The organism is Synechococcus sp. BSA11S (assembly GCF_014224355.1).
Classification (GTDB): domain Bacteria; phylum Cyanobacteriota; class Cyanobacteriia; order PCC-6307; family Cyanobiaceae; genus Regnicoccus_A.
Genome location: NZ_VNWP01000012.1, coordinates 49,773 through 73,968 on the forward strand (window position 1 = coordinate 49,773; position 24,196 = coordinate 73,968).

Here is a 24,196-nt window from a genome sequence, read left to right on the forward strand (position 1 = left end):
GCTGGCTCAGGTGGCCATGGCCAGCTTCTCCCGCTCCAGCAGGCCCACCGTGGCCAACTCGCTGGGGGGCACCAGCACCTTGAAGCGTGGGCGCCACTGGGGCCAGTTCGCCAGGATCTCAGCCGCCTTGCGGCTGCCGGTGACCTCCAGATGTGCCTCCAGCAGCGGCTTGATCAGCTGTTCCTGCTCAGGGGTCTGCAGGGGATGGACCGACACGATCTCGGGGTTGAGAAGACCTCCCAGCGCGTCCTCCTCATCGAGGAGGAAGGCCACACCGCCGGTCATGCCGGCGGCCACGTTGCGGCCGGTGCTGCCGAGCACCACGACCACACCACCGGTCATGTACTCGCAGCCGTGGTCGCCGCAACCTTCCACCACAGTGCGGGCGCCGCTGTTGCGCACAGCAAAGCGCTCACCGGCACGGCCGAGGGCGAACAGCTCGCCACCGGTGGCGCCGTAGAGGCAGGTGTTGCCCATGATGACCTGGTTGCCGGGATCCTGGGTGTCAGCGGAAGGCACAACCGTGATGCGGCCGCCGTTGATTCCCTTGCCGACGTAGTCGTTGGCATCCCCCTCAAGGCGCAGGTTCATGCCCTGCAGCGTGAAGGCGCCGAAACTCTGGCCGGCGGCACCCTCGAAGCAGAGATCGAGCCACCCATTGAAGCCTTTGTTGCCATGGCGGGCAGCCACCTCGCCAGCGAGGCGGGCTCCCACACTGCGGTCGGTGTTGACGATCGGCAGTCGGCGGGTCACCTGCCCGTGCTGCTCGATGGCCGCGAGCACCTCGGAATCAGCCAGGAGCTGATCCTCGAGGATCACTCCATTGCCATGGGCCTGGCTGTCATGGTGCAGCCAGCTGCGGTCGTCGGAGCCGGGCAGCGGGGCCAACAGGCAGGTGAGATCAAGGGCGCTGGTCTTGGCCAGGGCCACATGCCGGGGGTGAAGAAGCTCCACCCGACCGATCAGGTCTTCCAGCCGGGCCACCCCGAGCACACTCAGCAACTGGCGCACTTCCTCAGCCACGTAGAGGAAGAAATTGACCACGTGCTCCGGCAGGCCGGTGAAGCGCTTGCGCAGGGCCTCCTTCTGGGTGGCCACCCCCACCGGACAATTGTTGGTGTGGCAGACGCGAGCCATGATGCAGCCCTCGGCGATCATGGCCACCGAGCCGAATCCGTATTCCTCGGCGCCGAGCAGGGCCGCCATCAGCACATCCCAGCCGGTTTTGAGGCCGCCATCGGCCCGCAGCACCACCCGACTGCGCAGACCGTTCTCCAGGAGGCTGCGGTGGACCTCGGAGAGGCCCAGTTCCCAGGGGCTGCCCGCGTGCTTGATCGAGCTCAGGGGTGAGGCTCCGGTGCCGCCGTCGTGGCCGGAGATCTGAATCACATCGGCATTGGCCTTGGCCACACCGGCAGCGATGGTGCCGATGCCGATCTCGGCCACCAGCTTCACGGACACCTTGGCGGCGGGATTCACCTGGTGCAGATCGTGGATCAGCTGAGCCAGATCCTCAATGGAATAGATGTCGTGGTGGGGCGGGGGTGAGATCAGCGCCACCCCGGGCTTGCTGTTGCGCAGCCAGCCGATGTAGGCATCCACCTTGGGGCCTGGCAACTGGCCTCCTTCACCGGGCTTGGCCCCCTGGGCCACCTTGATCTCCAGCTGCTGGCCACTGCGCAGGTACTCCGGCGTCACGCCGAAACGCCCCGAGGCCACCTGCTTGATGGCCGAGCAGGCGCTGTCGCCAGGCACCAGGCCCCTCAGGGTGGGCAGGGTGGCTGAGCGGCCGTCCGCGTCGACGTCGGGCAGCGGGTGGTAACGGGCAGGATCCTCTCCCCCCTCACCGCTGTTGCTCTTGCCGCCGAGGCGATTCATGGCCACCGCCAGCACCTCGTGGGCTTCGCGGGAGAGGGCCCCCAGGCTCATGCCACCGGTGCAGAACCGGCTGCAGATGCTCTCCACACTCTCCACCTGATCGATCGGAAGCGGGGTGGGAGCTGGGCGCAGCTCCAGCAGGTCGCGCAGGCCCGTGACCGGGCGGTGCTCCAGCAGGGTGCGGTAGGTGGCGAAATGGTCATAGCCGGGGCCGGCGGCGACGGCCGCATGCAGGGCCTTGGCCATCTCGGGGCTGTTGAGGTGGAACTCGCCGCCGGAGCGGAATTGCACGAAGCCCATGAACTCGAGCTTGGTGCGGTTGAGCTCGGGGAAGGCCTTGGCGTGGAACGTCAGGGTTTCGTTGGCCAGATCACGGAGGCTGAGGCCCGCCACCCGGCTGGTGGTGCCGCGGAAGGCCAGCTCGATCAGATCGGCGCCGATGCCGATCGCCTCGAAGATCTGGGCGCCGTGGTAACTGGCAAGCAGCGAGATGCCGATCTTGGAGAGGATCTTGCGCAGACCGGCCTCCAGGGCCTTGCGCACGTTGGCCTGGGCCTTGGCTGCATCGATCGCCGGCAGCTTGCCCCGCTCCATCAGGGAGCGGGTCTTGGGGTGGGCCAGCCAGTGGCGGGTGGTTTCCCAGGTGAGCCAGGGGCAGACGGCGCTGGCGCCGAAGCCGATCAGGCAGGCCAGGTGGTGGGTGCTCCAGCACTGAGCCGTGTCGATCACCAGGGAGCAGTGCAGGCGCACCCCCAGCCTGAGCAGGTGCTGGTGGACCGCGCCCACCGCCAGCAGGGCCGGGATGAAGGTGGTGGTGGCCGTGAGGCCCTCGGCGGTGCGGTCGGAGAGCACCAGGATCTGACTGCCGTTTTTCACGGCCTGCTCGGCCGCCTGACAGAGACGCTGCACAGCGGCCTCCAGGCCAGCTGGTCCCTGATCAAGCCCGTAAAGGGTGGTGAGGGTGGTGGTGACCAGGCCCTGGTGGGGCAGAGCCTCCAGATCGGATTCGTTGAGAACGGGCGTGGCGAGGTGGAGCACCGAGGCGGCTGAGGGCTCTGGCCGCAGGGCCGATCCGCGCCGTCCCAGGTGCATCTCCAGGCTCATCACCAACTCCTCGCGGAGCGGGTCAATCGGAGGATTCGTGACCTGGGCGAAGCGCTGCTTGAAGTAGTCGTAAAGGAGGTGGGGCTTGCTGGAGAGCACCGCCAGGGGGATGTCGTCGCCCATGCAGTAGGTGGGTTCCTTGCCCTGGCCGGCCATGTCCTCGATCACCAGATCCAGATCCTCGGACGTGAACCCGAAGGCGGTCTGGTGGCGCAGCAGGTCGAGATCGCCGAGCTGCTGCTCCGTGCGCCAGGGCTGGGGATCCAGGCTGCGGCGGTACTCCTGCAGCCAGGCGGCGTAGGGGTAGCGGGAGGCCACTTCCTCCTTCACCTGCCAGTTCTTCAGCAGACGCCCCTGCTCGAGATCCACGGCGAGCATCTGGCCGGGGCCGAGGCGGCCCTTCTCGACGATGCGGCTCTCCTCGATCTCCACCACCCCGGTTTCCGAACCCATCACCACCAGACCATCGCTGGTGATGCAGTAGCGGGCGGGGCGCAGTCCGTTGCGGTCGAGGGTGGCGCCGACGCTGCGGCCATCACTGAACACCAGCAGGGCCGGGCCGTCCCAGGGCTCCTGCAGACAGGCGGAATATTCGTAGAAGGCCTGAACATCGGGTCGTGACTCCAGCTCAGGCTGCTGATGAAACGCTTCCGGCACCAGCGTGAGCAGGCTGTCGGTGATCGGCCGGCCACTGCGCACCATCAGCTCGAGCATGGCGTCGAGGTTGGCCGAATCACTGAAGGCGGCGTTGACCACTGGCTTGAGGTCGGAGGCGGCATCGCCCCAGACCGCATCGAGATGGGACTCGGCCGCCTGGGCCCAGTTGATGTTGCCCAGCAGGGTGTTGATCTCGCCGTTGTGACCCAGCAGCCGCATCGGCTGAGCCAGGGGCCAGCGGGGCAGGGTGTTGGTGCTGAAGCGGCGGTGATAGACCGCGAAACTCACCGAGAAGCGCGGATCGCGCAGATCGGCGTAGAACCCCGCGAGCACTTCGGAGCGCACCATGCCCTTGTAGACGATGGTGCGCCCGCTGAAGGAGGCGAAATAGAGGTCGTTGGGATCACCCCCCGGGGCGGCCCGCACCATGTCGACCGCCCGGCGACGGCAGCGGAAGAGCAGGGATTCGAGCGCATCACCAGGCTCGGGGCCCTCCACCAGCCACTGCTCGATGCGTGGAACGGTCTGAAGCGCCAGGGGGCCCAGCACGGAAGGATCCACCGGCACCTCGCGCCAGCCGAGACTGCGCAGGCCCACCTGAGCGGCCGCCTGCTCGCACAAACGCTTGACCTCCTGGCGTTTCGGCTCCGACACGGGCAGGAAGACCATCGCCAGGCCTCGGCGCTCTGCCGGTGCCAGGGAGGATTCGGGCCAGACCTCGCCCAGGTAGCTCCAGGGAATGCCGCAGAGCACGCCGGCACCGTCGCCGGAATCACCGTCGCCGCCACAGCCGCCGCGGTGCTCCATGCAGCCCAGGCCGCGCAGGGCCTGCTCAAGCAACCAGTGGCTGGGCTCACCGCTGAGCTGGGCCAGAAAGCCGACGCCACAGGCGTCTTTCTCGCCCGCAACCTCCGCAGGTGCCGGACTGTCGCAATGGGGCCAAACAGAGCGGCGAGGAAGAGGCATGGCCCGGCAACAACCTGTCAGGAAACCGCAGAAGCCTGACGCAAGGCGGCTCCCGCAAGGGTGTGAATTGTGATCCTAGGAAAGTGCGATCAGCGTTAGCGTTCACCACCAACGGATGCGGGTCCAATCCTGATGCGGTGCCGATCCCTTCGAAGCGGCCTGATCGGCCTGGCGTTGGTGGCCGTGCTGCCGGCTGCCGACACTGCCCTCGCCAGGGCCGAAGCCCAGGCCCAGGCCCTCCTGGCCCTCAGCCCCGCCCCTCCACGCCAGGAGGGCCAACGGATCGTGATCAATGGACGGGAGCAGAGCGCCCACTGGCAATGGCTCCCATCCGCGGGGGGAAACCCCGCCCAGGTCTGGCTGCCGCTTGAGGTGCTGCAGGGCCAGCTGGGCGTGGCCAGCAGCACCCGCACTGACGGCAGCCTGGAGCTGGAGTGGTTCGGGCGGAAGCTGCTGGTGCCCACCAATGCTCAGCGCAGCCTCGACGATGAGGTGGCCCTGGAGGCGGCCCCCTTGCTGCAGGCGGCTGGGGTCCGCATCCAGACGGACGGAGACCGCCTGCTCCTGGAGATGCCCCTGCCCGGCCTGCTGCGGGTGAGAGCCTCACCCCCCGGCCCAGATCGCCGGGTGGTGCTGGACCTCAATGGGGCGGCCCTGGTCCGGCAGGACGGCGGACAGGTTCTGCTGGGCCTGCGCAGCACGGCCAACCAGCGCGCTGAACTGCAGGCGCTCGGCGTTGCGGTCAGCTCCAGCCGGGAGGGGCTGCAGCTGCGCCCGAGCGGCGGTGGCAGGATCCTGACCCTGGGCGGCCCCGACAGGCTGGTGTTCGCCATCCCTCCGGGTTCCAGCGCCGGGGGAACGGCCCGGACGGATCCGGCCCCACCCCCCCTGGATCCACGCCTTCAGGCCCTGCTCTCACGCAGCGTCAGCATCGATCGCCAGGTTCGCCCGGTGGGAGCCAGGCGCATGCTGATCAGCAGCGTCCGCTTCGACCCGAGGACCAGTCCGCTCGACCTGCGACTGCTCACCCGTCCTGACGGGATGCAGGGGCTGACCTCGCTCACGGCCCTGGCCCAGCGGGAGCAGGCCCTGGTGGCCATCAACGGCGGCTTCTTCAATCGGGTGCGGCGGCTGCCCCTGGGGGCCCTCAAGGCCGAGGGGCGGTGGCTCTCGGGACCGATCCTCAACCGCGGCGCCATCGGCTGGCAGCCCGGCGGTCTGCCCAGCTTCGGCAGGCTGGTTCTGCAGGAGCAGCTGGTCGACACCAGGGGCCAGCGCTGGCCGCTGACCAGCCTGAACAGCGGCTATGTGAAACGGGGTCTGGCGCGTTACACCGCCGACTGGGGGAGGGCCTATCGGGCCCTCAGCGGCAACGAATCGGGCGTGTTGATCAGGGGTGGGGTGGTCCAGCGGCGGCTCGGAAGCGCCGAGCTGCAGCGGGGCATCCCCCTGGGACCCGAGGACACCCTGGTGGTGGGCAGGGCCGGAGTGGTTCCACCCTGGCCCGAGGCCAGCCGGCTCAACCTCGCCAGTCGGCCCAGCGACCCGCTCGGTCAGAAGGCCTTCGTGATGGGGGGCGGGCCCCTGCTGCTCCTGAACAGCCGGGTCGTCCTCAACGGCACGGCCGAAGGTTTCAGCAGCGCGTTTCAGGGCCAGGGCGCCCCGCGCACCGTGATCGGCAGCGATGGACGCCAGCTCTGGTTGCTGACGCTGCAGGGGGTGGGCCACGCCGGCCCCACCCTGCGGGAGACCGCCGTTCTGTTGCGGCAACTGGGCATGCGAGACGCCCTCAACCTCGATGGCGGTAGCTCCACAGGGCTGTTTGTGGGCAACACCCAGACGGTTCGGGGGCGGGGAGTGGCGGCCTCGATCCACAACGGCCTCGGCCTCGTGCCCCGCAGCGGGCAGGCGCAGGCCGTGGAACGAGCCGGGCGCTGAAACCGCCTGGCGCAGAGGCTGGCAAGCTGGAGGCCTCCACGGTCACCTTGCGCCAGATCGCCCCCATGCCCAAGGGTCTGACCCTGCGACTGTCATCCGCGGCGGCGGCCGAGCTCGGTCGACTGGCCGCTGTGGCCGGCACCCCCGGTCTGATGCACCTGGATCTGGTGCCAGGGGGATGCGAGGAATGGGTCATCCGGATCCGCCCGGGGCCCCTCGCTGGAGTTCCTGTGGCCCGGGCGGATGGCATCACCCTGCACTCCCCGGCGGCCCAGGTGCCACTGCTGGCGGGTCTCAGCCTGGATTACCGAGGTGACCTCAGCGGCGGCGGCTTTCTGATCCGCTCCGGGGAGGGAGTGCGCTGCTGTGCCTGCGGCGCCGCCTTCAGCCGATCAGGGGTTCGTGGGACCACGACAAAGTAAGGTGACGGATTGTCGAAAACGGCCGGACGCCCGGCCTAATTCTCCGGCCCTCGATGCCCACGATTCAGCAGCTGATCCGCACCGAGCGGCAGCACCTCACCCGCAAGACCAAGTCCCCGGCTCTGCGCGCCTGCCCAGAGCGCCGTGGGGTGTGCACACGGGTGTACACGTCCACCCCGAAGAAGCCGAATTCGGCCCTTCGCAAGGTGGCCCGTGTGCGCCTCACCTCCGGCTTTGAGGTCACGGCCTACATCCCCGGGATCGGTCACAACCTTCAGGAGCACTCCGTGGTGCTGATCCGTGGCGGTCGCGTCAAGGACCTCCCCGGGGTCCGCTACCACATCATCCGCGGCACTCTCGACACCTCAGGTGTCAAGGATCGTCGCCAGAGCCGCTCCAAGTACGGCGCCAAGGCTCCCAAGAGCTGATCCCAGCCCTGATCGTCTTCCACTCCTCTCCTTCGCACCGCCGATCCCCTCAGGTTTATGTCCCGCCGCAACGCTGCTGAGAAGCGCCCGATCCTTCCTGACCCCCAGTTCAACAGCCGCCTGGCCTCGATGGTCGTGGCACGGCTGATGAAGCACGGCAAGAAGTCCACCGCACAGCGGATTCTCTCCGACGCCTTCGGACTGATCAACGACCGCACCGGCAGCGATCCCCTCGAGGTGTTCGAAACGGCCGTGCGCAATGCCACTCCCCTGGTGGAGGTCCGCGCCCGCCGGGTGGGCGGTGCCACCTACCAGGTGCCGATGGAGGTGCGTCAGGAGCGGGGTACCGCCATGGCCCTGCGCTGGCTGGTCAACTTCTCCCGGGCCCGCAACGGTCGGAGCATGGCCCAGAAACTGGCCGGCGAACTGATGGACGCCTCCAACGAAGCCGGCAGCGCTGTCCGCAAACGCGAAGAGACCCACAAGATGGCCGAGGCCAACAAGGCCTTCGCCCACTACCGCTACTGAGCACCCGCTCTGGGCTGAACGGCGGGCGCCTTCACTCAGATCAGGCCAGCCCCTAAACTCGCGCCCGCAAAATTCGTCGATCCAACACCGGAGACCTCCCCCGTGGCCCGCGCCTACCCCCTGGAACGCGTCAGAAATATCGGCATTGCCGCTCATATCGACGCCGGCAAGACCACCACGACCGAACGGATCCTGTTCTATTCAGGTGTGGTCCACAAAATGGGTGAGGTGCACGATGGCGCCGCAGTGACCGACTGGATGGCCCAGGAGCGTGAGCGCGGCATCACCATCACCGCGGCGGCCATTTCCACCAGTTGGAACGACCATCGCATCAACATCATCGACACCCCAGGTCACGTTGATTTCACCATCGAGGTGGAGCGCTCGATGCGGGTGCTTGATGGTGTGGTGGCCGTGTTCTGCGCAGTCGGTGGGGTGCAGCCCCAGTCTGAAACGGTCTGGCGCCAGGCTGACCGTTACAAGGTGCCCCGGATCGTGTTCGTCAACAAGATGGACCGCACCGGGGCCGATTTTCTCAAGGTCTACGCCCAGATCAAGGATCGGCTCAAGGCCAATGCCGTTCCCCTGCAGCTGCCGATCGGCGCCGAAGGCGACCTGAAGGGAATCATCGATCTGGTGAGAAACAAGGCCATTCTCTACACCAATGATCTCGGCACCGACATCCTCGAAGGTGAGATTCCTGAGGCCATGAAGGAAGAAGCCGCCGAGTGGCGCGGCAAGCTGATGGAGTCGGTGGCTGAAACCGACGAAGAGTTGCTGGAAGAGTACCTGGAGAATGGTGAACTCAGCGAAGACCAGCTGATCAAAGGCATCCGCACCGGCGTGGTCAAGCACGGTCTCGTTCCCATGCTCTGCGGTTCCGCCTTCAAGAACAAGGGGGTCCAGTTGGTGCTGGATGCCGTCGTGGATTACCTGCCCGCTCCGGTCGACGTGCCGCCGATCACCGGCCTGCTGCCCGACGGCACCGAGTCGAACCGTCCCTGCGACGACAGTGCCCCGTTCAGCGCCCTGGCCTTCAAGGTGATGGCCGACCCCTACGGGAAGCTCACCTTCGTGCGCATGTATTCCGGGGTGCTGCAGAAGGGGAGCTACGTCCTCAACAGCACCAAGGACAAGAAAGAACGCATTTCCCGCCTGATTCTGCTCAAGGCGGATGATCGCGAGGAGGTGGATGAGCTACGCGCTGGCGATCTTGGCGCTGTGCTGGGCCTCAAGGACACCACCACGGGGGACACCCTCTGCGTCGAAAGCGACCCGATCATTCTCGAATCGCTCTACATCCCTGAACCGGTGATTTCGGTGGCGGTGGAGCCCAAAACCAAGGGCGACATGGAGAAGCTTTCCAAGGCTCTTCAATCCCTTTCCGAAGAGGACCCCACCTTCCGGGTGTCCACCGACCCTGAAACCAGCCAGACCGTGATCGCCGGCATGGGTGAGCTGCACCTGGAGATCCTGGTTGATCGGATGCTGCGTGAATTCAAGGTGGAGGCGAACATCGGCGCACCGCAGGTGTCTTACCGCGAAACCATTCGTGCGAGTGCCAAAGGCGAAGGCAAATTCGCCCGCCAGACCGGCGGCAAAGGTCAGTATGGGCATGTGGTGATCGAGATGGAGCCGGGCGAGCCTGGTTCCGGCTTTGAGTTCGTCAACAAGATTGTTGGCGGCATCGTACCCAAGGAATACATTGGCCCCGCAGAGAACGGCATGAAGGAAACCTGTCAATCCGGCGTGATTGCAGGATTCCCGATGATCGATATCCGAGTCACCATGGTGGATGGGTCCTACCACGACGTGGACTCCTCCGAAATGGCGTTCAAGATTGCGGGCTCGATGGCCTTCAAAGACGGGGTCAAGAAGTGCAATCCTGTACTTCTTGAGCCGATGATGAAGGTGGAGGTCGAGATCCCCGAGGATTTCCTCGGATCGGTCATCGGCGACCTCTCCTCCCGTCGCGGACAGGTCGAAGGGCAATCCATCGACAACGGACAGTCTAAAGTCCAGTCCAAGGTGCCCCTGGCCGAAATGTTCGGCTACGCCACTCAACTCCGATCCATGACCCAGGGTCGGGGTATTTTCTCGATGGAGTTCAGCCACTACGAGGAAGTTCCTCGCAATGTTGCTGAGGCCATCATCGCCAAGAATCAGGGCAATTCCTGATCTCTCAACCCTAACCACCACCCCCGATTCTTTCCTTCAATGGCTCGCGAGAAGTTTCAGAGGAACAAACCTCACGTCAACATCGGCACCATCGGTCACGTTGACCATGGCAAGACCACCCTCACTGCCGCCATCACCAATGTGCTGGCCTCCCTTGGCCAGGCCAAGGCCCAGAATTACGCCGACATTGATGGTGCTCCCGAAGAGAAGGAGCGGGGCATCACGATCAACACGGCCCACGTCGAGTACGAAACCGACAAGCGTCACTACGCCCACGTCGACTGTCCCGGTCACGCGGACTACGTCAAGAACATGATCACCGGTGCCGCCCAAATGGACGGCGCCATCCTGGTGGTGGCCTCCACCGACGGCCCGATGGCCCAGACCAAAGAGCACATCCTGCTGGCCAAGCAGGTGGGCGTTCCTGCCCTGGTGGTGTTCCTCAACAAGAAGGACATGGTCGACGACGAGGAGATCCTCGAGCTCGTCGAACTGGAAATGCGTGAGCTGCTCAGCAGCTACGACTTCCCCGGCGACGACATCCCCATCATTGCCGGTTCCGCCCTCAAGGCTCTTGAGCACATCCAGGGCGGCGGCAAGGGCATCCGCGGTGAGAACGAGTGGGTCGACAAGATCCTCGACCTGATGGATGGTGTCGACGAGTCGATCCCCGAGCCTGAGCGTGAGATCGACAAGCCCTTCCTGATGGCTGTCGAAGACGTCTTCTCGATCACCGGACGCGGCACCGTGGCCACCGGCCGGATCGAGCGCGGCAAGGTGAAAGTGGGCGAAACCGTCCAGATCGTGGGGATCAAGGACACCCGCGAAACCACCGTCACCGGCGTGGAGATGTTCCGCAAGCTGCTCGACGAGGGCATGGCCGGAGACAACGTGGGCCTGCTGCTGCGCGGCGTGCAGAAGGAAGACATCGAGCGCGGCATGGTGCTGGTCAAGCCCAACTCGATCAAGCCCCACACCAAGTTCGAAGGTGAGGTTTACGTCCTCAAGAAAGAAGAAGGCGGTCGCCACACTCCTTTCTTTGCCGGGTACCGTCCCCAGTTCTACATCCGTACAACGGATGTGACCGGCCAGATCACTGCCTTCACGGCCGACGACGGCTCCAATGTGGAGATGGTGATGCCCGGAGACCGCATCAAGATGTCTGCTGAGCTGATCTGCCCGGTGGCCATCGAGCAGGGCATGCGCTTTGCTATCCGCGAAGGTGGCCGCACCATCGGTGCCGGCGTGGTCTCCAAGATCGTCGCCTGAGTCGGAAACGGCCGCCCTGAATCAGGGGCCTCCCCCACGATGGGGAAGGCCCTTCGAAACGCACCTCGACAAGTTGTTCCAAGCTCCTATCGCTTGTCTTCAGCGGGAGTGAGCATGGCCCCGGCCGGCTCCATCTCCCGCCATCCCGTTCACGTCTCCCTGTTTTTCGGCCGTGGTCTCCACCAGGGCCTGCGACCCCACGAATCTCTCCATGTCAGCCGCCATCGCTCAGCAGAAGATCCGCATCCGTCTCAAGGCGTTTGACCGCCGCATGCTGGATCTCTCCTGCGAAAAAATCATCGAAACGGCCGATCACACGGCTGCCACGGCCATCGGTCCAATTCCCCTGCCCACCAAGCGCAAGATTTACTGCGTGCTGCGCTCGCCCCACGTGGACAAGGATTCACGCGAGCACTTCGAGACCCGCACCCACCGGCGGATCATCGACATCTACAGCCCCTCAGCCAAGACGATCGACGCGCTGATGAAGCTCGATCTGCCCAGTGGCGTCGACATCGAAGTGAAGCTCTGAACCTCGATCACACGCGACACGACGAATTTCTGGACCCACCCTCCCGGTGGGTCCTTTTTTTCTAGACTCTTTGGAACGTCTCGGCGCCCCAGCCAGCACCCCCGACCACCCTTTGCCGCCCTGCACACCTTCCGTGACTGATCTGGCCGTGAGGGAACTCCCACTCTTCCCCCTGCCGGATGTGGTGCTGTTCCCGCAAGAAGTGCTGCCCCTGCATATCTTCGAGCCCCGCTACCGCATGATGTTGCAGACGGTGCTGGACACCGACCGTCGTTTCGGCGTGGTGCGCTGGGACCCGAACCAGCAGGACATGGCCCAGGTGGGCTGCTGCGCGGAAATTCTTCAGTGCCAGACCCAGGACGACGATCGCAGCAACATCGTCACCCTCGGCCAGCAGCGCTTCCGGGTGCTTGAGGTGGTCCGGGAAGCCCCGTTCCGCGTCGCCATGGTCAGCTGGATCGAGGACGATCCCAGCACCAGCCACGACGTGCTTCAGGATCTGGCGCACCAGGTCACCCAGGCGCTGCGGGATGTGGTGGATCTCACCGGCAAGCTGATCGGCAAACCGACCACCCTTCCCTCTGATCTGCCCGACCTGCCCCGCGAGCTGTCCTTCTGGATCGGCTCCCACCTGGGGGGACCCGTGGCGGATCATCAGCAGGCCCTGCTGGAGATCACCGACACGTCCGAACGCCTGCGCCAGGAGTTCGCCCTGCTCGACCAGACACGCCGCCAGCTGGCCGCCCGCACGGTCCTCAAGGACACCTTCAAGGATCTGGGGGAGCCCAGGCAGGAACCCTCCTGATGCCGCTTCCAACCTGGCTTCCTCCTCTGGCCGTGGGGGCCGGAGTCGGTCTGCTCGGTCTTGGTGTTGTGAGGGAGTGGCAGCGCCGCGACCGCCGCTTTCAGAGCACGGCCACCGTGGCCGAGGCCTACGACCGCTGGACCGGCGATCGGCTGCTGGAGACCCTCTGGGGCGAGCATGTGCACCTCGGGCACTACGGCAACCCCCCGGTGGCCCGTGATTTCAGGGCGGCCAAGGAGCAGTTCGTGCATGAGCTCGTGCGCTGGTCGGGGCTGGATCGGTTGCCCCCCGGCACCACCCTGCTGGATGTGGGGTGCGGCATCGGCGGCAGCGCCCGCATCCTCGCTCGCGACTACGGCTTCGATGTGCTCGGCATCAGCATCAGCCCCGCCCAGGTGGAGCGGGCCCGGCAGCTCACACCCCCCGGGCTCTCCTGCCGCTTCGCGGTGATGGACGCCCTGGCCCTGGAGCTCGAGGACGCCAGCTTCGAGGCCGTCTGGAGCGTGGAGGCCGGGCCGCACATGCCCGACAAGCAGCGCTACGCCGATGAACTGCTGCGGGTACTGGCCCCAGGTGGGCAGATGGTGGTGGCCGACTGGAACCGACGCGACCCCAGCGACGGTGAGCTCAACGGGCTGGAGCGCTGGGTGATGGATCAGCTGCTGCACCAGTGGGCCCATCCGGAATTCGCGTCCATCCCCTCCTTCCGCCGCAACCTGGAAGCCAGCCCCCATCTCCGGGCCGGAGCCGTGGAGACCGCCGACTGGAGTGAGGCCACCCTGCCCTCCTGGATTGACTCGATCCTCGAAGGGGTGCGCCGCCCCGGCGCCATCCTCAGGCTGGGTCCTGCAGCCGTGCTGCAGGGGTTGAGGGAAGCGCCCACGATCCTGCTGATGCACTGGGCGTTCAGCACCGGGATGATGCGCTTCGGGGTGTTCCGCTACTGCTCCTCGGACAGGTTGGTGAGCGGGTAGGTGCCGAACAGGGCCAGGTGCTGGCAATGGCCGCGCAGGGCTTCGATCGCTTCCTCCAGCAGGCTGGAGTCCGCCGGCATCTCCAGATCGACGAAGAAGATGTATTCGCCCATCTCCCGCTTGGAGGGGCGTGACTCGATCCGGCTCATGTTCAGCTGCAAGCGCGCGAAGCAGCTGAGGGCCTCCAGCAGGGCACCCGGGCTGTTGCTGCGCAGGGAGAAGGCCAGGCTGCACAGCGTGGCTGCATCCGGCTGGCTCTCCACCTGCCGCTGCAGCATCAGGAAGCGGGTGCAGTTGCCGGGCACATCGTTGATCGGATAGGCCAGCACCTCGAGGCCATGCTCCTTCGCAGCCCGGGGTGAGGCCACCGCCGCCCGGAAGCGACTGCCGGCCACCAGCCGGGCGGCTTCGGCGGTGGAGCTGGTGGGCAGCTGCAGCGCCTCACTGAGGTGTTCGCTCAGCCAGAGGCTGCACTGGGCCAGGGCCTGGGGATGGGAGAGCACTTCGCTGATGCGCTCGATCGGCCCGGAGCCCAGCAGCGCATGGCGGATCGGCAACACCAGACCACGACGGATGCGCAGGTCGGGGTGCTCCCAGAGACCATCGAGACAGGCGGTCACGCCTCCTTCCACCGAGTTCTCCACGGGCACCACAGCGGCGTCGCAGTGGCCGTCCGCCAGGGCCTTCACCACGGACCGGATGCCGCTCTGGGCCATCAACTCCGGTGCCTCGATGCCCTCCAGCGCGGCCAGCTGCCGCGTCGCCTGCTCGCCGTAGGTGCCGGCAGGGCCGAGGAAGGCAAGACGCATGGTGAAGGGGTGAAACATCGGTCGATAAGATCATCCCCCCCCGGCCACCGAGGAGAGGCGATGACCCTGGCCTTCAGCGCCAGCCAGCAGCTCAGCCTCCCGATCGACGAGCGGGCTGAGGAACTGGTGTCGTACCTCGACGACGAGGAGCGGGTGATTCAGGCCCTGCTCGATCCCAGCCAGCTGACGCGCCTCGGGCCCGGGGACTACCGCTACGACGTGACACGGCTGCAGGTGTTCCAGCTGCAGGTCAAGCCGGTGGTGCATCTGCGCGCGCAGCGGCGGCCCGGGCGTCTGGAGCTGGATGCGGTGGACTGCCACCTGGAGGGACTCGGCCTGGTGGACGATTTCCAGCTGAATCTGACCTCCTGGCTGGAGGTGGGCGGACCGGGGCTGGAGGGGGAGGCCCAGATGGCCGTTTGCGTGAGCCGGCCGCCGATGCTGCGCCTGATTGCACCCCGGGTGCTCGAAGCCACCGGCCGCTCCCTGCTCGGTGGCGTCCTGCTGGGGATCCGCACGCGGGTGAGCCAGCAGCTGCTCAAGGATTTCAGCAGCTGGCGGGAGAGCCGCTGAGCACCCGGGTCAGAAAGCTCAGGCGGTGCAGGCCGCTGGGGCCGAGACGACCCAGGGCCTCCCGGTGCAGAACCGTGCCGTAGCCCGCATGGCGCTCGAGTCCATAGCCGGGGAAGCGATGGGCCAGGCGTTCGATCAGGGCATCGCGGGCCTGCTTGGCCAGCACACTCGCGGCGGCAATCGCCAGGCAGCGGCGATCGCCCCGCACGAGGGTGCGCTGCCGCCCCGGCCAGAGGCGGAGCGGCAGCACCCCATCCACCACCACCAGCTCAGGGACCAGCGGCAGCCGCTGCAGGGCCCTGAGCATGGCCAGCTCCGTGGCCATCCGGATGCCGAGGCGGTCGATCTCCGCGGCGGACGCCTGGCCGAGGGCCCAGGCGCTGGCCTGGGCGGTGATCAGGGGCACCAGGCGCTGGCGCTGGCGCGGACGCAGGGCCTTGCTGTCGGTGAGACCGGCAGCCGCCAGGGGGGCCACCGACTGGGAGGGGAGCACCACAGCGGCGGCGAAGACAGGGCCGAAGAGAGATCCACGGCCCACCTCGTCGACACCGGCCAGGGCCCGCTGGGCCACTCAGACGGTGGCGGAAGAGCGGCGACGACGGCGGCGGGGCTCACCGCCGCCGCCGTCGTTCTCCTCGATGAGGATGGCCGCCGGTGGTGCCTCGATGGGAGCTTCGGCAACGGCGACCGCCTGGCCCTCATCCCGCAACCCACGGCGGCCACGGGGCTGGGAGCGGCCCACCCTGGTTGCATCGGGTGAGGACACCTGGGACACGGGAATCTGCAGCACCGAAGACTCGATCACCGTGGTCATGGGGGCGTCGGACTCACCGAACTGATCGGGCAAGGGGGTGATTTCCACCAGGGCCCCCTGGGCGTCGTCGTTCTGGAGGTTGCGGCTGGAGCTGCTGGCCTCCGGAATGGGGCGGGGCGAGGAGCCGGTGTCGGTGGAGGCCCCACCACGGCCACCCCGGCGGCGGCGGCGGGAGCCGGAGGCGGCCAGCTGCTGGCGGGCCGCCTCGAGCACGGCATCGCTGTCTTCGCCTGGGCGCACAACCCGCACCACCCGATTCTCGCCGCTGGGAGGAGGATCGAGCAGCAGGGCGGGGCTGAGCCCCATCCAGCCGTAGACCAGTTCCTGGTCGGGGTCCATCGGCACCGCCACCAGGTCGGGATCCTGACGTCGGCTGAAGCCGCCGCCGCCATCAGCGCCCGAACCCTGCCCAGGTTCCGCTGCAGCCACTGGTGCCGCGGCCGCCGGTTCGGCAGCGAGGGAGGCTGCCACGGCGGGCTCGCTGGCTTCGTTCGAGCCTCGAGCGCCGCGGCCACGGCCGCCGCGGCGGCGCCCCGTGGAGGGTTCACCTCCGTTGGGGCTGGGCACTTCAGCCCGGGCCGAGGCGGCCGAGCGCACCAGGCCGGTGACGGAGGCCAGCGGTTGCAGGGTGTCCTTGCCCGGCAGGACCGCCACATGGCCGAGGCCGCCACAGCTGGGACAGGCCCGACCGAACAGTTCATAGATGTTCTGGCCCTGGCGCTTGCGGGTCAGTTCCACCAGACCCAGCTCGGTGAGCTGGGCGATCTGGGGACGGGCCGCGTCGTCCTGAACCGACTGGGTGAAATGCTCCAGCAGCATCAATTGATCACGGCGCGACTCCATGTCGATGAAGTCGATGATCACCACGCCACCGATGTTGCGCAGCTTGAGTTGACGGGCAATCTCGGCGGCGGCTTCGCAGTTGGTCCAGAGCACGGTTTCGCGCGAACTGGCCGAGCGGGTGAAGGAGCCGGAGTTCACGTCAATCACCGTGAGCGCCTCGGTGGGCTCGATGATCACGTAACCGCCGGAGGGGAGGTCCACCCGAGGCTTGAGCGCGTCGCTGATGGCGGCGTTCACCCGGTACTGCTCGAGCACATCAGCGCCCTCACCGTGGTGCTCCACCTCCAGGTTGGCCTGATCGGCGCCGAGGAAGGCATTCACCCGGGCCACCGCAGCGGGGGTGTCCACCACCACCCGCCAGACCTCGGGGCTGTAGAGGTCGCGAAGGACCCTGTGGATGAAGTCCTCGTCGCGGTTGAGCAGCACCGGCGGCGTGGCGGTCTCGGCGGCCTCCTGAATCCCTTCCCACTGCCTGAGCAGGGTTTCGAGGTCGTCGATCAGCTGATCTTCGCTGACACCCTCGGCTTCGGTGCGCACCAGCAGGCCGGCGCCGGGGGGCTTGATCAGCACCCCGAGAGCCCGGAGACGGTTCCGTTCGTTCTCGCCGCTGATGCGCCTGGAGATGCTCACCCCCTGGCCATGGGGCTGGAGCACCAGGAAGCGGCCGGGCAGGGTGAGGTTGCCGGTGAGGCGAGGGCCCTTGGTGCCCGTGGGCTCCTTCATCACCTGGACGAGCACCTTCTGACGGGGCTCGAGCAGTTCGGTGATGCCGGCGGCGCCCTTTCTCAGGCGCAGGGGGCCGAGGTCGGTGACATGGATGAAGCCATTCTTCTCGCTTTCGCCGATGTTGACGAAGGCAGCATCAATCCCTGGGAGGACATTTTCAACACGGCCGAGATAGACGTCGCCAATCTGATAGCGACCCTGGGCTACGACCAGTTCATCAACACGTTCGTCGTTGAGCACCGCGGCGATCCGCAGCTGCTCCGCGATGACGATCTGCTGGGGCATGGAGGATAGGGGGTGGCTCTGTGGAGCCATGCCATGGATGGGAGTGAATCCCTGAAGCACGAACCCGCCGGCCAGAGCGCGCCGCAAAGCTGCTCGACTGCTGAACCAGCAGGACGTAGACGGAGGAGAAAAACCTTTTGAGGAGCATCCTCAGGAGGAACAACCTCCATTCGCGGCGATGCTGCCGAGCGGGGCCGGCCAAAGCGCGGAACAGTTCCTACGGAACCAGGTGCCGTAGGGCGACGTCTGCAGAATGGGAAACCACAGACGGTACTGCCGTCTTGGGGCGAATTTAGCACGGGTCAACCTGGGCCCCTGCAGCCGCTGGCCGCAGCCGCAGCCGGTCGCGGCTCACCCGTCCGAGGCGCAGGGGAATCCCCAACCGCTCCTGAAGCCAGAGGCAGACCTGCTCGGGGCGCACGCTCCGCCCCTGGGCATCGATGCGGGCCCCAAGGCCCACGCAGCAGGACTGATCCGACGCGGCCACCAGGGTGAGCGCCTCGAGCAGGGGCCGGCAGTCCCGCTGGCGGGGCCGTCCTTTCTTGTCGGTGTCGCGCCAGGGAAGCTCAGCCGCCGTGAGCAGGCTCTCCAGGGCAGGCCCCCAGCGCTCAGCGCCCGGGCCCGGGGCGCCGACGCCGGCTCCAACCAGCAGCTCCATCCTCCACTCGGCCCCCTCCAGCTCCTGGGACAGGCTCGGTGCGCGGACCGGCACCTCCTCCACCCCCGCGAGCAGCAGCCCCTCGGGGAGGGTGGCCTGCAACCGCTCCAGGGCGAAGGAAGGATCAATGCGGCCGCTGAACTCCAGGTCGAACCACTCCCCACTCGCTTCCACCCCCAGGGGCAGGGCCAGGGCGAACTGCAGGCGGGGCAGGGGATGAAAGCCACCGGTGAAGCTCACGGGCAGGCCGCTGCGGCGCAGGGCCCGCTCCATCAGCCGCACCAGATCGAGATGGCTGAGCAGGGCGAGGGAACCGGTTTTGCTGAAACCGAAACGCAGCCGCTGCAACCGTTCACTGGCCGGAGCGCGGGTGGGTCGCTGCACGGGGATCGGCGGCGCCTCCACCACCACGTTGTGGCCGAATTCCGGCCCGCAGACGCCGCAACTGCTGCAGCCCTCGAAGGAGCAATCGGGCACCACCACCGCGGCGAGGGCCCGCTGCAGGTCCTCCGCCAGCCAGGCCTTGTCGACGCCGGTGTCGATGTGATCCCAGGGGAGGGGCTGGGCGCAGAAGGCCGCCAGGTCGTCGGGCCCGAGGGATTCAGTGGTGCCCCAGTCGCCCATCTCCAGGGCCCGGTAGCGGCCAGCGAGCCCGGCCGCCTCGATGGCGCCGGTCCAGGCGGCATGGGTGGCCTCGATCGTCTCGAACCAGGCATCGAGGCCGGCCCCGGCGCGCCAGGCGGCTTCGATCACCGGCGCCAGGCGGCGGTCCCCGCGCCCCACGAAGTCCTCCATCGCCGAGAGGCGCGGATCGGTGAAATTCGTCTTGAGGCCCCTGAGGGTGCGCAGCTCCCGGCGCAGCAGCTCCTGGCGCCGCCGGAACTCCGCTGTGGACACGCTGTGCCACTGGAAGGGGGTGTGGGGCTTGGGGGTGAAGTTGCTGATCGTGAGATTCAGCTCCAGCCGGCCCAGATCACGGCACTGCTGCTGCAACGAGCGGCAGGTGTCGGCGATGCCCAGCACATCGGCATCGGTTTCCCCTGGCAGACCGATCATGAAATAGAGCTTGACCCGGCGGTACCCGCTCTCCATGGCCGTGCGGATGCCCCGCAGCAGCTCGGCGTCGGTGAGGCCCTTGTTGACGATGTCGCGCAGGCGCTGACTGCCGGCCTCCGGGGCGAAGGTGAGCCCGGCCTTGCGGGTGCCGCCGAGGATGTGGGCGATGTTGTCGTCGAAGCGGTCCACCCGCTGGCTGGGCAGGGTGAGGCTCACGTTCTGGTCGGCCAGACGGTTGCGCAGCTCCACCCCCACCGCCGGCAGGGCCAGGTAGTCGGAGCAGCTGAGCGAGAGCAGGGAGAAGTCGCTGTAGCCGGTGCGCTCCATCCCCGTTTCCACCGCTTCGATCACCGCCTCGGGCTCCACATCACGGGCCGGGCGGGTGAGCATGCCGGGCTGGCAGAAGCGGCAGCCACGGGTGCAGCCACGGCGGATCTCGATCGTGAGCCGGTCGTGGACGGTTTCGATGTGGGGCACCAGGCCCATGCCGTAGTGGGGCATCGGTGTGGCCACCCGACGCAGCACCCGCTGCGGCGCCTCGGGCACGAGCGGCACCAGGCTGATGCCATCGGGCCCCGGGCCATAGAGCGAAGGCACGTAGACCCCGGGGACCTGGGCCAGGTCCCGCAGCAGGGCGGAGCGGCTGAGGCCGGCCGCCTTGGCTTCCGCCACCACCAGACCGATCTCGGGCAGCAGCTCCTCGCCATCACCGAGGGCGATGAAATCGAAGAAGGCGGCGAAGGGCTCCGGGTTGCTGGTGGCGGTGGGGCCACCGGCGAAGATCAGCGGCGGAGCGGCGGGATCATCCAGGGGCAGGTCGCCCCGTTCAGCGGCATGGATCGGCACCCGCGCCAGATCCAGCATCTCGAGGATGTTGGTGGCCCCCAGCTCGTAGCTGAGGCTGAAGCCGAGGATGTCGAAGGCGGGCAGGGGCCGGCGGCTCTCCACCGCGAACAGGGCCTGCTGCCGCTCGCGCAGGCGTGCGGCCAGATCCTGCGCAGGGAGGTAGGCCCGGTCGCAGAGCTGGCCGGGAACGGCGTTGAGGATCGAATAGAGAATGATGTGGCCGAGGTTGCTGGCGCCCACCTCGTAGAGCTCGGGGTAGGTGAGGGCCCAGCGCACAGCGGCGGCTGGCCAGTCGCGGGGCTCGACGCCCAGCTCGTTGCCGAGGTAACGGCCCGGTTTGGCGATGGTCGGGTCCACCAGGCGATCGAAATCGATCGGTGCCCACTCGATCGGCTCGCTCGCAGGGGCGACGGTCACGGGGGGTGGCGGCTGGGTGCAGCCTTGATCGTATGGAGGCCAGAGACCACGCAGGCAAAGCCGGACTTCCCGACCCAAGCATTAACCATGCAATTCTGCGCTTAAGATGCAGAAATGCATGGTTATCTATTCAGGAATGCAACCGCGGGCCTGGCGAAGGCCCTGGCTCGGGCGCCAGCGGCCCTGCTGCTGGGGCCACGCCAGTGCGGGAAATCCACCCTGGCCAGAAAGCTTCTGGCGGAGCGCGGCGATGGCGTGCTGCTGGATCTCCAGGACCGCGGCGATCGGGCCAAGCTGGCGGAGCCGGAGCTGTTCCTCGAGGCCCACCGCAGCCAGCTGGTGTGTCTGGATGAAATCCAGCTACTGCCGGAGTTCTTCAGCCTGCTGCGCTCCGAGATCGACCGGGATCGCCGGCCCGGTCGCTTTCTGCTGCTGGGCTCGGCCTCCGGGCCCCTGCTGCGCCAGAGCCACGAAAGCCTGGCAGGACGCATCGCCCAGGTGGAACTCACTCCATTTCTGCTGCAGGAGGTGAGCGGCACCAGCAGCTGGCAGCAGCTGTGGCTGCGCGGTGGCTTCCCGGAGAGCCTGCTGGCCGCCACGGGAGAAGACAGCATCGACTGGCGTGAGGACTTCATCCACACCTTCCTGGGACGGGATATCGCCTCCCTCGAGCTGGGGCTGCCTCTGCCACTCATGGAGCGGCTGTGGCGCCTTCTTGCCCACAGCCAGGGCCAGACTCTCAATGCCAGCCGACTGTCTGGGCTGCTGGACCTACGCAGCGCCCGGCTGCAGCAGCTGCTGGCCGTGCTGGAGCAAACCTTCATGCTGCGGCGCCTGCCGCCGCTGGAAGCGAACCTGAGCAAGCGGCTGGTGCGCTCGCCCAAGCTGTATTTGCGCGATAGCGGCCTGCTGCACAACCTGCTCGGCATCGAGACCTACGACGACCTCCTGGCCCACCCCCAGGCCGGCGAGAGCTGGGAGGGCTTCGTGATCGAGCAGCTGATTGCTGCCCATCCACGCTGGCGCCCCCATTTCCTGCGCACCAGCAATGGGGCTGAACTGGATCTGGTGCTGGAGCGGGGCCAGCGCCGGCGGGTGTATGAAATCAAACTCTCAAAAGCCCCGAAGCTCTCACGCGGCTTCCATGAGCTGGTGCAACAGCTCCAGCCAGAGCGGGCGGAACTGATCGCGCCAGTGGATGGGAGCTATGCCGTGAAACCAGGCATCAGGGTGCGGTCGCCGCTGGAAGCCAGCCAGCCCACCACCGCTCCATAGGACAATCCGAACAGTCCCAGCAGCTCCGCGCGAGATGGTTCAGATCAACGGCAACTATCTCAAGCTCAAGGCGGGCTACCTGTTCCCGGAGATCGCCCGGCGGGTGAAGGCCTTCAGCGAGGCCAACCCTGAGGCCCCGATCATCCGCCTGGGCATCGGCGATGTGACCGAGCCGCTGCCGGAGGCCTGCCGCGAGGCGATGAAAACGGCCATCGATGCGATGGGAACCCCGGAAGGCTTCCACGGCTACGGCCCCGAGCAGGGCTACCTGTGGCTGCGCGAGGCGATCGCGACGCACGATTTCCAGGCCCGCGGCTGCGCCATCAGCGCTGAGGAGATCTTCGTCTCCGACGGCTCCAAGTGCGACAGCAGCAACATCCTCGACATCCTCGGGCCGGACAACCGGATCGCCGTGACCGACCCGGTGTATCCGGTGTATGTGGACAGCAACGTGATGGCGGGCCGCACCGGTGAGGCCGATGAGAGCGGCCAGTACGGCGGCCTCACCTATCTGCCGATCAACGCCGAGAACGGCTTCAGCGCCCAGATCCCCAGCGAGCCGGTGGATCTGATCTACCTCTGCTTTCCCAACAACCCCACCGGTGCGGTGGCCAGCAAGGAACAGCTGAAGGCCTGGGTGGACTACGCCCGCGCCAACGACGCCCTGATCCTGTTCGATGCGGCCTACGAGGCCTTCATCCAGGACCCCGACCTGCCCCACTCGATCTATGAGATCGAAGGGGCGCGGGAGTGCGCGATCGAATTCCGCTCGTTCTCCAAGAATGCCGGCTTCACCGGCACGCGCTGCGCCCTCACGGTGGTGCCCCGCGGCCTGATGGGCACAGCAGCAGGCGGGGAGAAGGCGGAACTCTGGGCCCTGTGGAACCGCCGCCAGAGCACCAAGTTCAATGGCGTGAGCTACATCGTTCAGCGCGGCGCCGAGGCGGGGTATTCAGCGGAGGGTCAGGCCCAGGTGCAGGCCCTGGTGGCCTTCTACATGGAGAATGCCGCGATCATCCGCCGGGAGCTCAGCGCTGCCGGCCTGCAGGTGTATGGCGGTGAGCAGGCCCCCTATGTGTGGCTGAAAGCCCCCGAGGGGATGGATTCCTGGGGCTTCTTCGACCACCTCCTGAACAAGGCCCATGTGGTGGGCACCCCGGGCAGCGGCTTCGGCGCCGCCGGCGAGGGCTACTTCCGCCTCTCGGCCTTCAACAGCCGGGCGAATGTGGACGAGGCAATGCGAAGGGTGCGGGCGGCGCTGGCGGGCTGAGCCGCTAACATTGTCCAGGACTACTGGACAAGTCATGGCGATCGAAACCACCTACAGCCAGGCGCGCGAGGGCCTTAAGGGGCTGATGGATCGAGCCGTTCAGGACCGGGAGGTGGTGCTGGTGCGGCGCCGCAAGGGTGGCGATGTGGCCTTGGTGGCCGCCGATGAGCTGGCCGGCCTGCTGGAAACCGCTCACCTTTTGCGCTCACCGGCCAACGCCGAGCGACTGCTCACGGCCCTGGGCCGGGCACGCAAGCAGGAACTGCCTCCGATTGCTCTGTGCGAACTGGAAGCAGGGCTGGAGGTCTGATGGCTGCCGACTGGCAGGCGGTGGTGCACCCTGAGTTTCTCGAGGATCTGCAGCACTGGGTGCGCCATGAACCCAGAACAGCCAGACGCCTGCTGGAGCTGATGCGTGCTGTTCTTCGCGATCCCTTCAGCGGCATCGGCAAACCCGAACCTCTCAAGTACCTGGGACCAGGAGTGTGGTCGCGGCGTATCACCCAGGAGCACCGCTGCGTGTATCTGGTGCACGACTCAAGGGTGGAGTTCCTGCAGGGGCGGTATCACTACTGATGTCACTACTGAGGCTCAACCAGCGCAGATCCCGCTGCAGCTCCTGGGCCATGCGGGAGCCCGAGGCCATCAGCTGGTCGAATTCGGCCGGGGTCAGCACCAGGGCGTCGCAGCTGAGCGGCAGCTGATCGAGGGGCCAGTGACGCAGGCGCTGATTCTGGGGACCGGCAGCGGTGGCATCGATCAGTACAAGATCGAGATCACTGCCCACACCGGCCGTGCCGCGGCCGTAACTGCCGAACACGCCCACCGCCTGCAGGGAAGGGCGGCAGGCTTGCAGCTCGCTCGCCCAGCGGCTCGCCTGAGCCAGCACCTGCTCAGGATCCGGCCAGCGCAGTACGGATTGCGTCAATGAGCGCACAGGCATGG

Annotated in this window: 19 protein-coding genes and 1 pseudogene; 14 read left to right on the forward strand and 6 right to left on the reverse strand. The window is 67.0% G+C overall.

Features of this window, described 5'->3' with window-relative positions:
- Nucleotides 1-6: 6 nt before the first annotated feature.
- Nucleotides 7-4,605, reverse strand: coding sequence for a glutamate synthase large subunit (gltB, locus tag FPZ61_RS11310; protein ID WP_185466684.1), 4,599 nt, complete (start codon nucleotides 4,603-4,605; stop codon nucleotides 7-9).
- 132 nt (nucleotides 4,606-4,737) lie between these two features.
- Here gltB and FPZ61_RS11315 point away from each other — a divergent pair, with 132 nt between their 5' ends.
- The 9 genes from FPZ61_RS11315 to FPZ61_RS11355 all read left to right on the forward strand — a co-directional run bounded on the left by FPZ61_RS11315 (nucleotide 4,738) and on the right by FPZ61_RS11355 (nucleotide 13,679).
- A complete protein-coding gene (locus FPZ61_RS11315) occupies nucleotides 4,738-6,543 on the forward strand; it encodes a phosphodiester glycosidase family protein (RefSeq protein ID WP_185466685.1) in 1,806 nt (601 codons plus the stop codon).
- A gap of 65 nt (nucleotides 6,544-6,608) precedes the next feature.
- On the forward strand, nucleotides 6,609-6,965 hold the full coding sequence (locus FPZ61_RS11320; RefSeq protein WP_185466686.1) for an AIR synthase: 357 nt from the start codon (nucleotides 6,609-6,611) through the stop codon (nucleotides 6,963-6,965).
- 53 nt (nucleotides 6,966-7,018) lie between these two features.
- On the forward strand, nucleotides 7,019-7,393 hold the full coding sequence (rpsL, locus tag FPZ61_RS11325; protein ID WP_185466687.1) for a 30S ribosomal protein S12: 375 nt from the start codon (nucleotides 7,019-7,021) through the stop codon (nucleotides 7,391-7,393).
- A 57-nt stretch (nucleotides 7,394-7,450) separates the two neighbouring features.
- Nucleotides 7,451-7,921: a 30S ribosomal protein S7 gene (gene rpsG, locus FPZ61_RS11330; RefSeq protein WP_185466688.1), complete on the forward strand. Its 471-nt coding sequence runs from the start codon at nucleotides 7,451-7,453 to the stop codon at nucleotides 7,919-7,921.
- A 102-nt stretch (nucleotides 7,922-8,023) separates the two neighbouring features.
- On the forward strand, nucleotides 8,024-10,099 hold the full coding sequence (fusA, locus tag FPZ61_RS11335; protein ID WP_185466689.1) for an elongation factor G: 2,076 nt from the start codon (nucleotides 8,024-8,026) through the stop codon (nucleotides 10,097-10,099).
- Nucleotides 10,100-10,138: 39 nt separating this feature from the next.
- Nucleotides 10,139-11,368 (forward strand): elongation factor Tu, encoded by a 1,230-nt coding sequence (gene tuf / locus FPZ61_RS11340; RefSeq protein ID WP_185466690.1) that lies wholly within the window; start codon nucleotides 10,139-10,141, stop codon nucleotides 11,366-11,368.
- 211 nt (nucleotides 11,369-11,579) lie between these two features.
- On the forward strand, nucleotides 11,580-11,900 hold the full coding sequence (gene rpsJ / locus FPZ61_RS11345; RefSeq protein ID WP_185466691.1) for a 30S ribosomal protein S10: 321 nt from the start codon (nucleotides 11,580-11,582) through the stop codon (nucleotides 11,898-11,900).
- Between the two features lie 133 nt (nucleotides 11,901-12,033).
- Complete coding sequence (locus tag FPZ61_RS11350; protein ID WP_185466692.1) at nucleotides 12,034-12,705, forward strand: LON peptidase substrate-binding domain-containing protein; 672 nt, start codon at nucleotides 12,034-12,036, stop codon at nucleotides 12,703-12,705.
- Nucleotides 12,705-13,679: a methyltransferase domain-containing protein gene (locus FPZ61_RS11355; RefSeq protein ID WP_185466693.1), complete on the forward strand. Its 975-nt coding sequence runs from the start codon at nucleotides 12,705-12,707 to the stop codon at nucleotides 13,677-13,679. The genes FPZ61_RS11350 and FPZ61_RS11355 overlap by 1 nt, the downstream gene beginning before the upstream one ends.
- Here the strand turns inward: FPZ61_RS11355 and pheA are convergent.
- On the reverse strand, nucleotides 13,646-14,488 hold the full coding sequence (pheA, locus tag FPZ61_RS11360) for a prephenate dehydratase (RefSeq protein ID WP_185466694.1): 843 nt from the start codon (nucleotides 14,486-14,488) through the stop codon (nucleotides 13,646-13,648). The two genes, FPZ61_RS11355 and pheA, sit on opposite strands and share 34 nt — an antisense overlap.
- Before the next feature lie 60 nt (nucleotides 14,489-14,548).
- On the opposite strand from pheA, the gene FPZ61_RS11365 reads away from it, so the two are divergent.
- Nucleotides 14,549-15,061, forward strand: coding sequence for a DUF1997 domain-containing protein (locus FPZ61_RS11365; RefSeq protein WP_185466695.1), 513 nt, complete (start codon nucleotides 14,549-14,551; stop codon nucleotides 15,059-15,061).
- On the opposite strand, the gene FPZ61_RS11370 is transcribed toward FPZ61_RS11365, so the two are convergent.
- The 3 genes and pseudogenes from FPZ61_RS11370 to FPZ61_RS11380 form a co-directional block, all read right to left on the reverse strand.
- Nucleotides 15,036-15,632, reverse strand: a complete 597-nt coding sequence (locus tag FPZ61_RS11370) for a ribonuclease HII (protein WP_185466696.1) — start codon at nucleotides 15,630-15,632, stop codon at nucleotides 15,036-15,038. The genes FPZ61_RS11365 and FPZ61_RS11370 overlap by 26 nt on opposite strands.
- 951 nt (nucleotides 15,633-16,583) lie before the next feature.
- A pseudogene (locus FPZ61_RS15915) lies at nucleotides 16,584-17,759 on the reverse strand (Rne/Rng family ribonuclease); the annotation flags it as partial.
- Nucleotides 17,760-18,021: 262 nt separating this feature from the next.
- Entirely contained in the window at nucleotides 18,022-20,706 is a 2,685-nt protein-coding gene (locus FPZ61_RS11380) for a TIGR03960 family B12-binding radical SAM protein (RefSeq protein WP_185466698.1), read from the reverse strand.
- 114 nt (nucleotides 20,707-20,820) lie between these two features.
- Here FPZ61_RS11380 and FPZ61_RS11385 point away from each other — a divergent pair, with 114 nt between their 5' ends.
- Genes FPZ61_RS11385 through FPZ61_RS11400 form a run of 4 tightly spaced genes read left to right on the forward strand, consistent with a single transcriptional unit; the run spans nucleotide 20,821 to nucleotide 23,827 of the window.
- Nucleotides 20,821-21,981, forward strand: a complete 1,161-nt coding sequence (locus FPZ61_RS11385; protein WP_185466699.1) for an ATP-binding protein — start codon at nucleotides 20,821-20,823, stop codon at nucleotides 21,979-21,981.
- A gap of 34 nt (nucleotides 21,982-22,015) precedes the next feature.
- A complete protein-coding gene (locus tag FPZ61_RS11390) occupies nucleotides 22,016-23,251 on the forward strand; it encodes an LL-diaminopimelate aminotransferase (protein WP_185474831.1) in 1,236 nt (411 codons plus the stop codon).
- Between the two features lie 34 nt (nucleotides 23,252-23,285).
- Nucleotides 23,286-23,561 (forward strand): type II toxin-antitoxin system Phd/YefM family antitoxin, encoded by a 276-nt coding sequence (locus FPZ61_RS11395; protein WP_185466701.1) that lies wholly within the window; start codon nucleotides 23,286-23,288, stop codon nucleotides 23,559-23,561.
- A complete protein-coding gene (locus FPZ61_RS11400; RefSeq protein ID WP_185466702.1) occupies nucleotides 23,561-23,827 on the forward strand; it encodes a Txe/YoeB family addiction module toxin in 267 nt (88 codons plus the stop codon). The genes FPZ61_RS11395 and FPZ61_RS11400 overlap by 1 nt, the downstream gene beginning before the upstream one ends.
- On the opposite strand, the gene FPZ61_RS11405 is transcribed toward FPZ61_RS11400, so the two are convergent.
- Nucleotides 23,751-24,179, reverse strand: a complete 429-nt coding sequence (locus tag FPZ61_RS11405) for a nucleotidyltransferase domain-containing protein (protein WP_255441554.1) — start codon at nucleotides 24,177-24,179, stop codon at nucleotides 23,751-23,753. The genes FPZ61_RS11400 and FPZ61_RS11405 overlap by 77 nt on opposite strands.
- Nucleotides 24,180-24,196 lie beyond the last annotated feature (17 nt).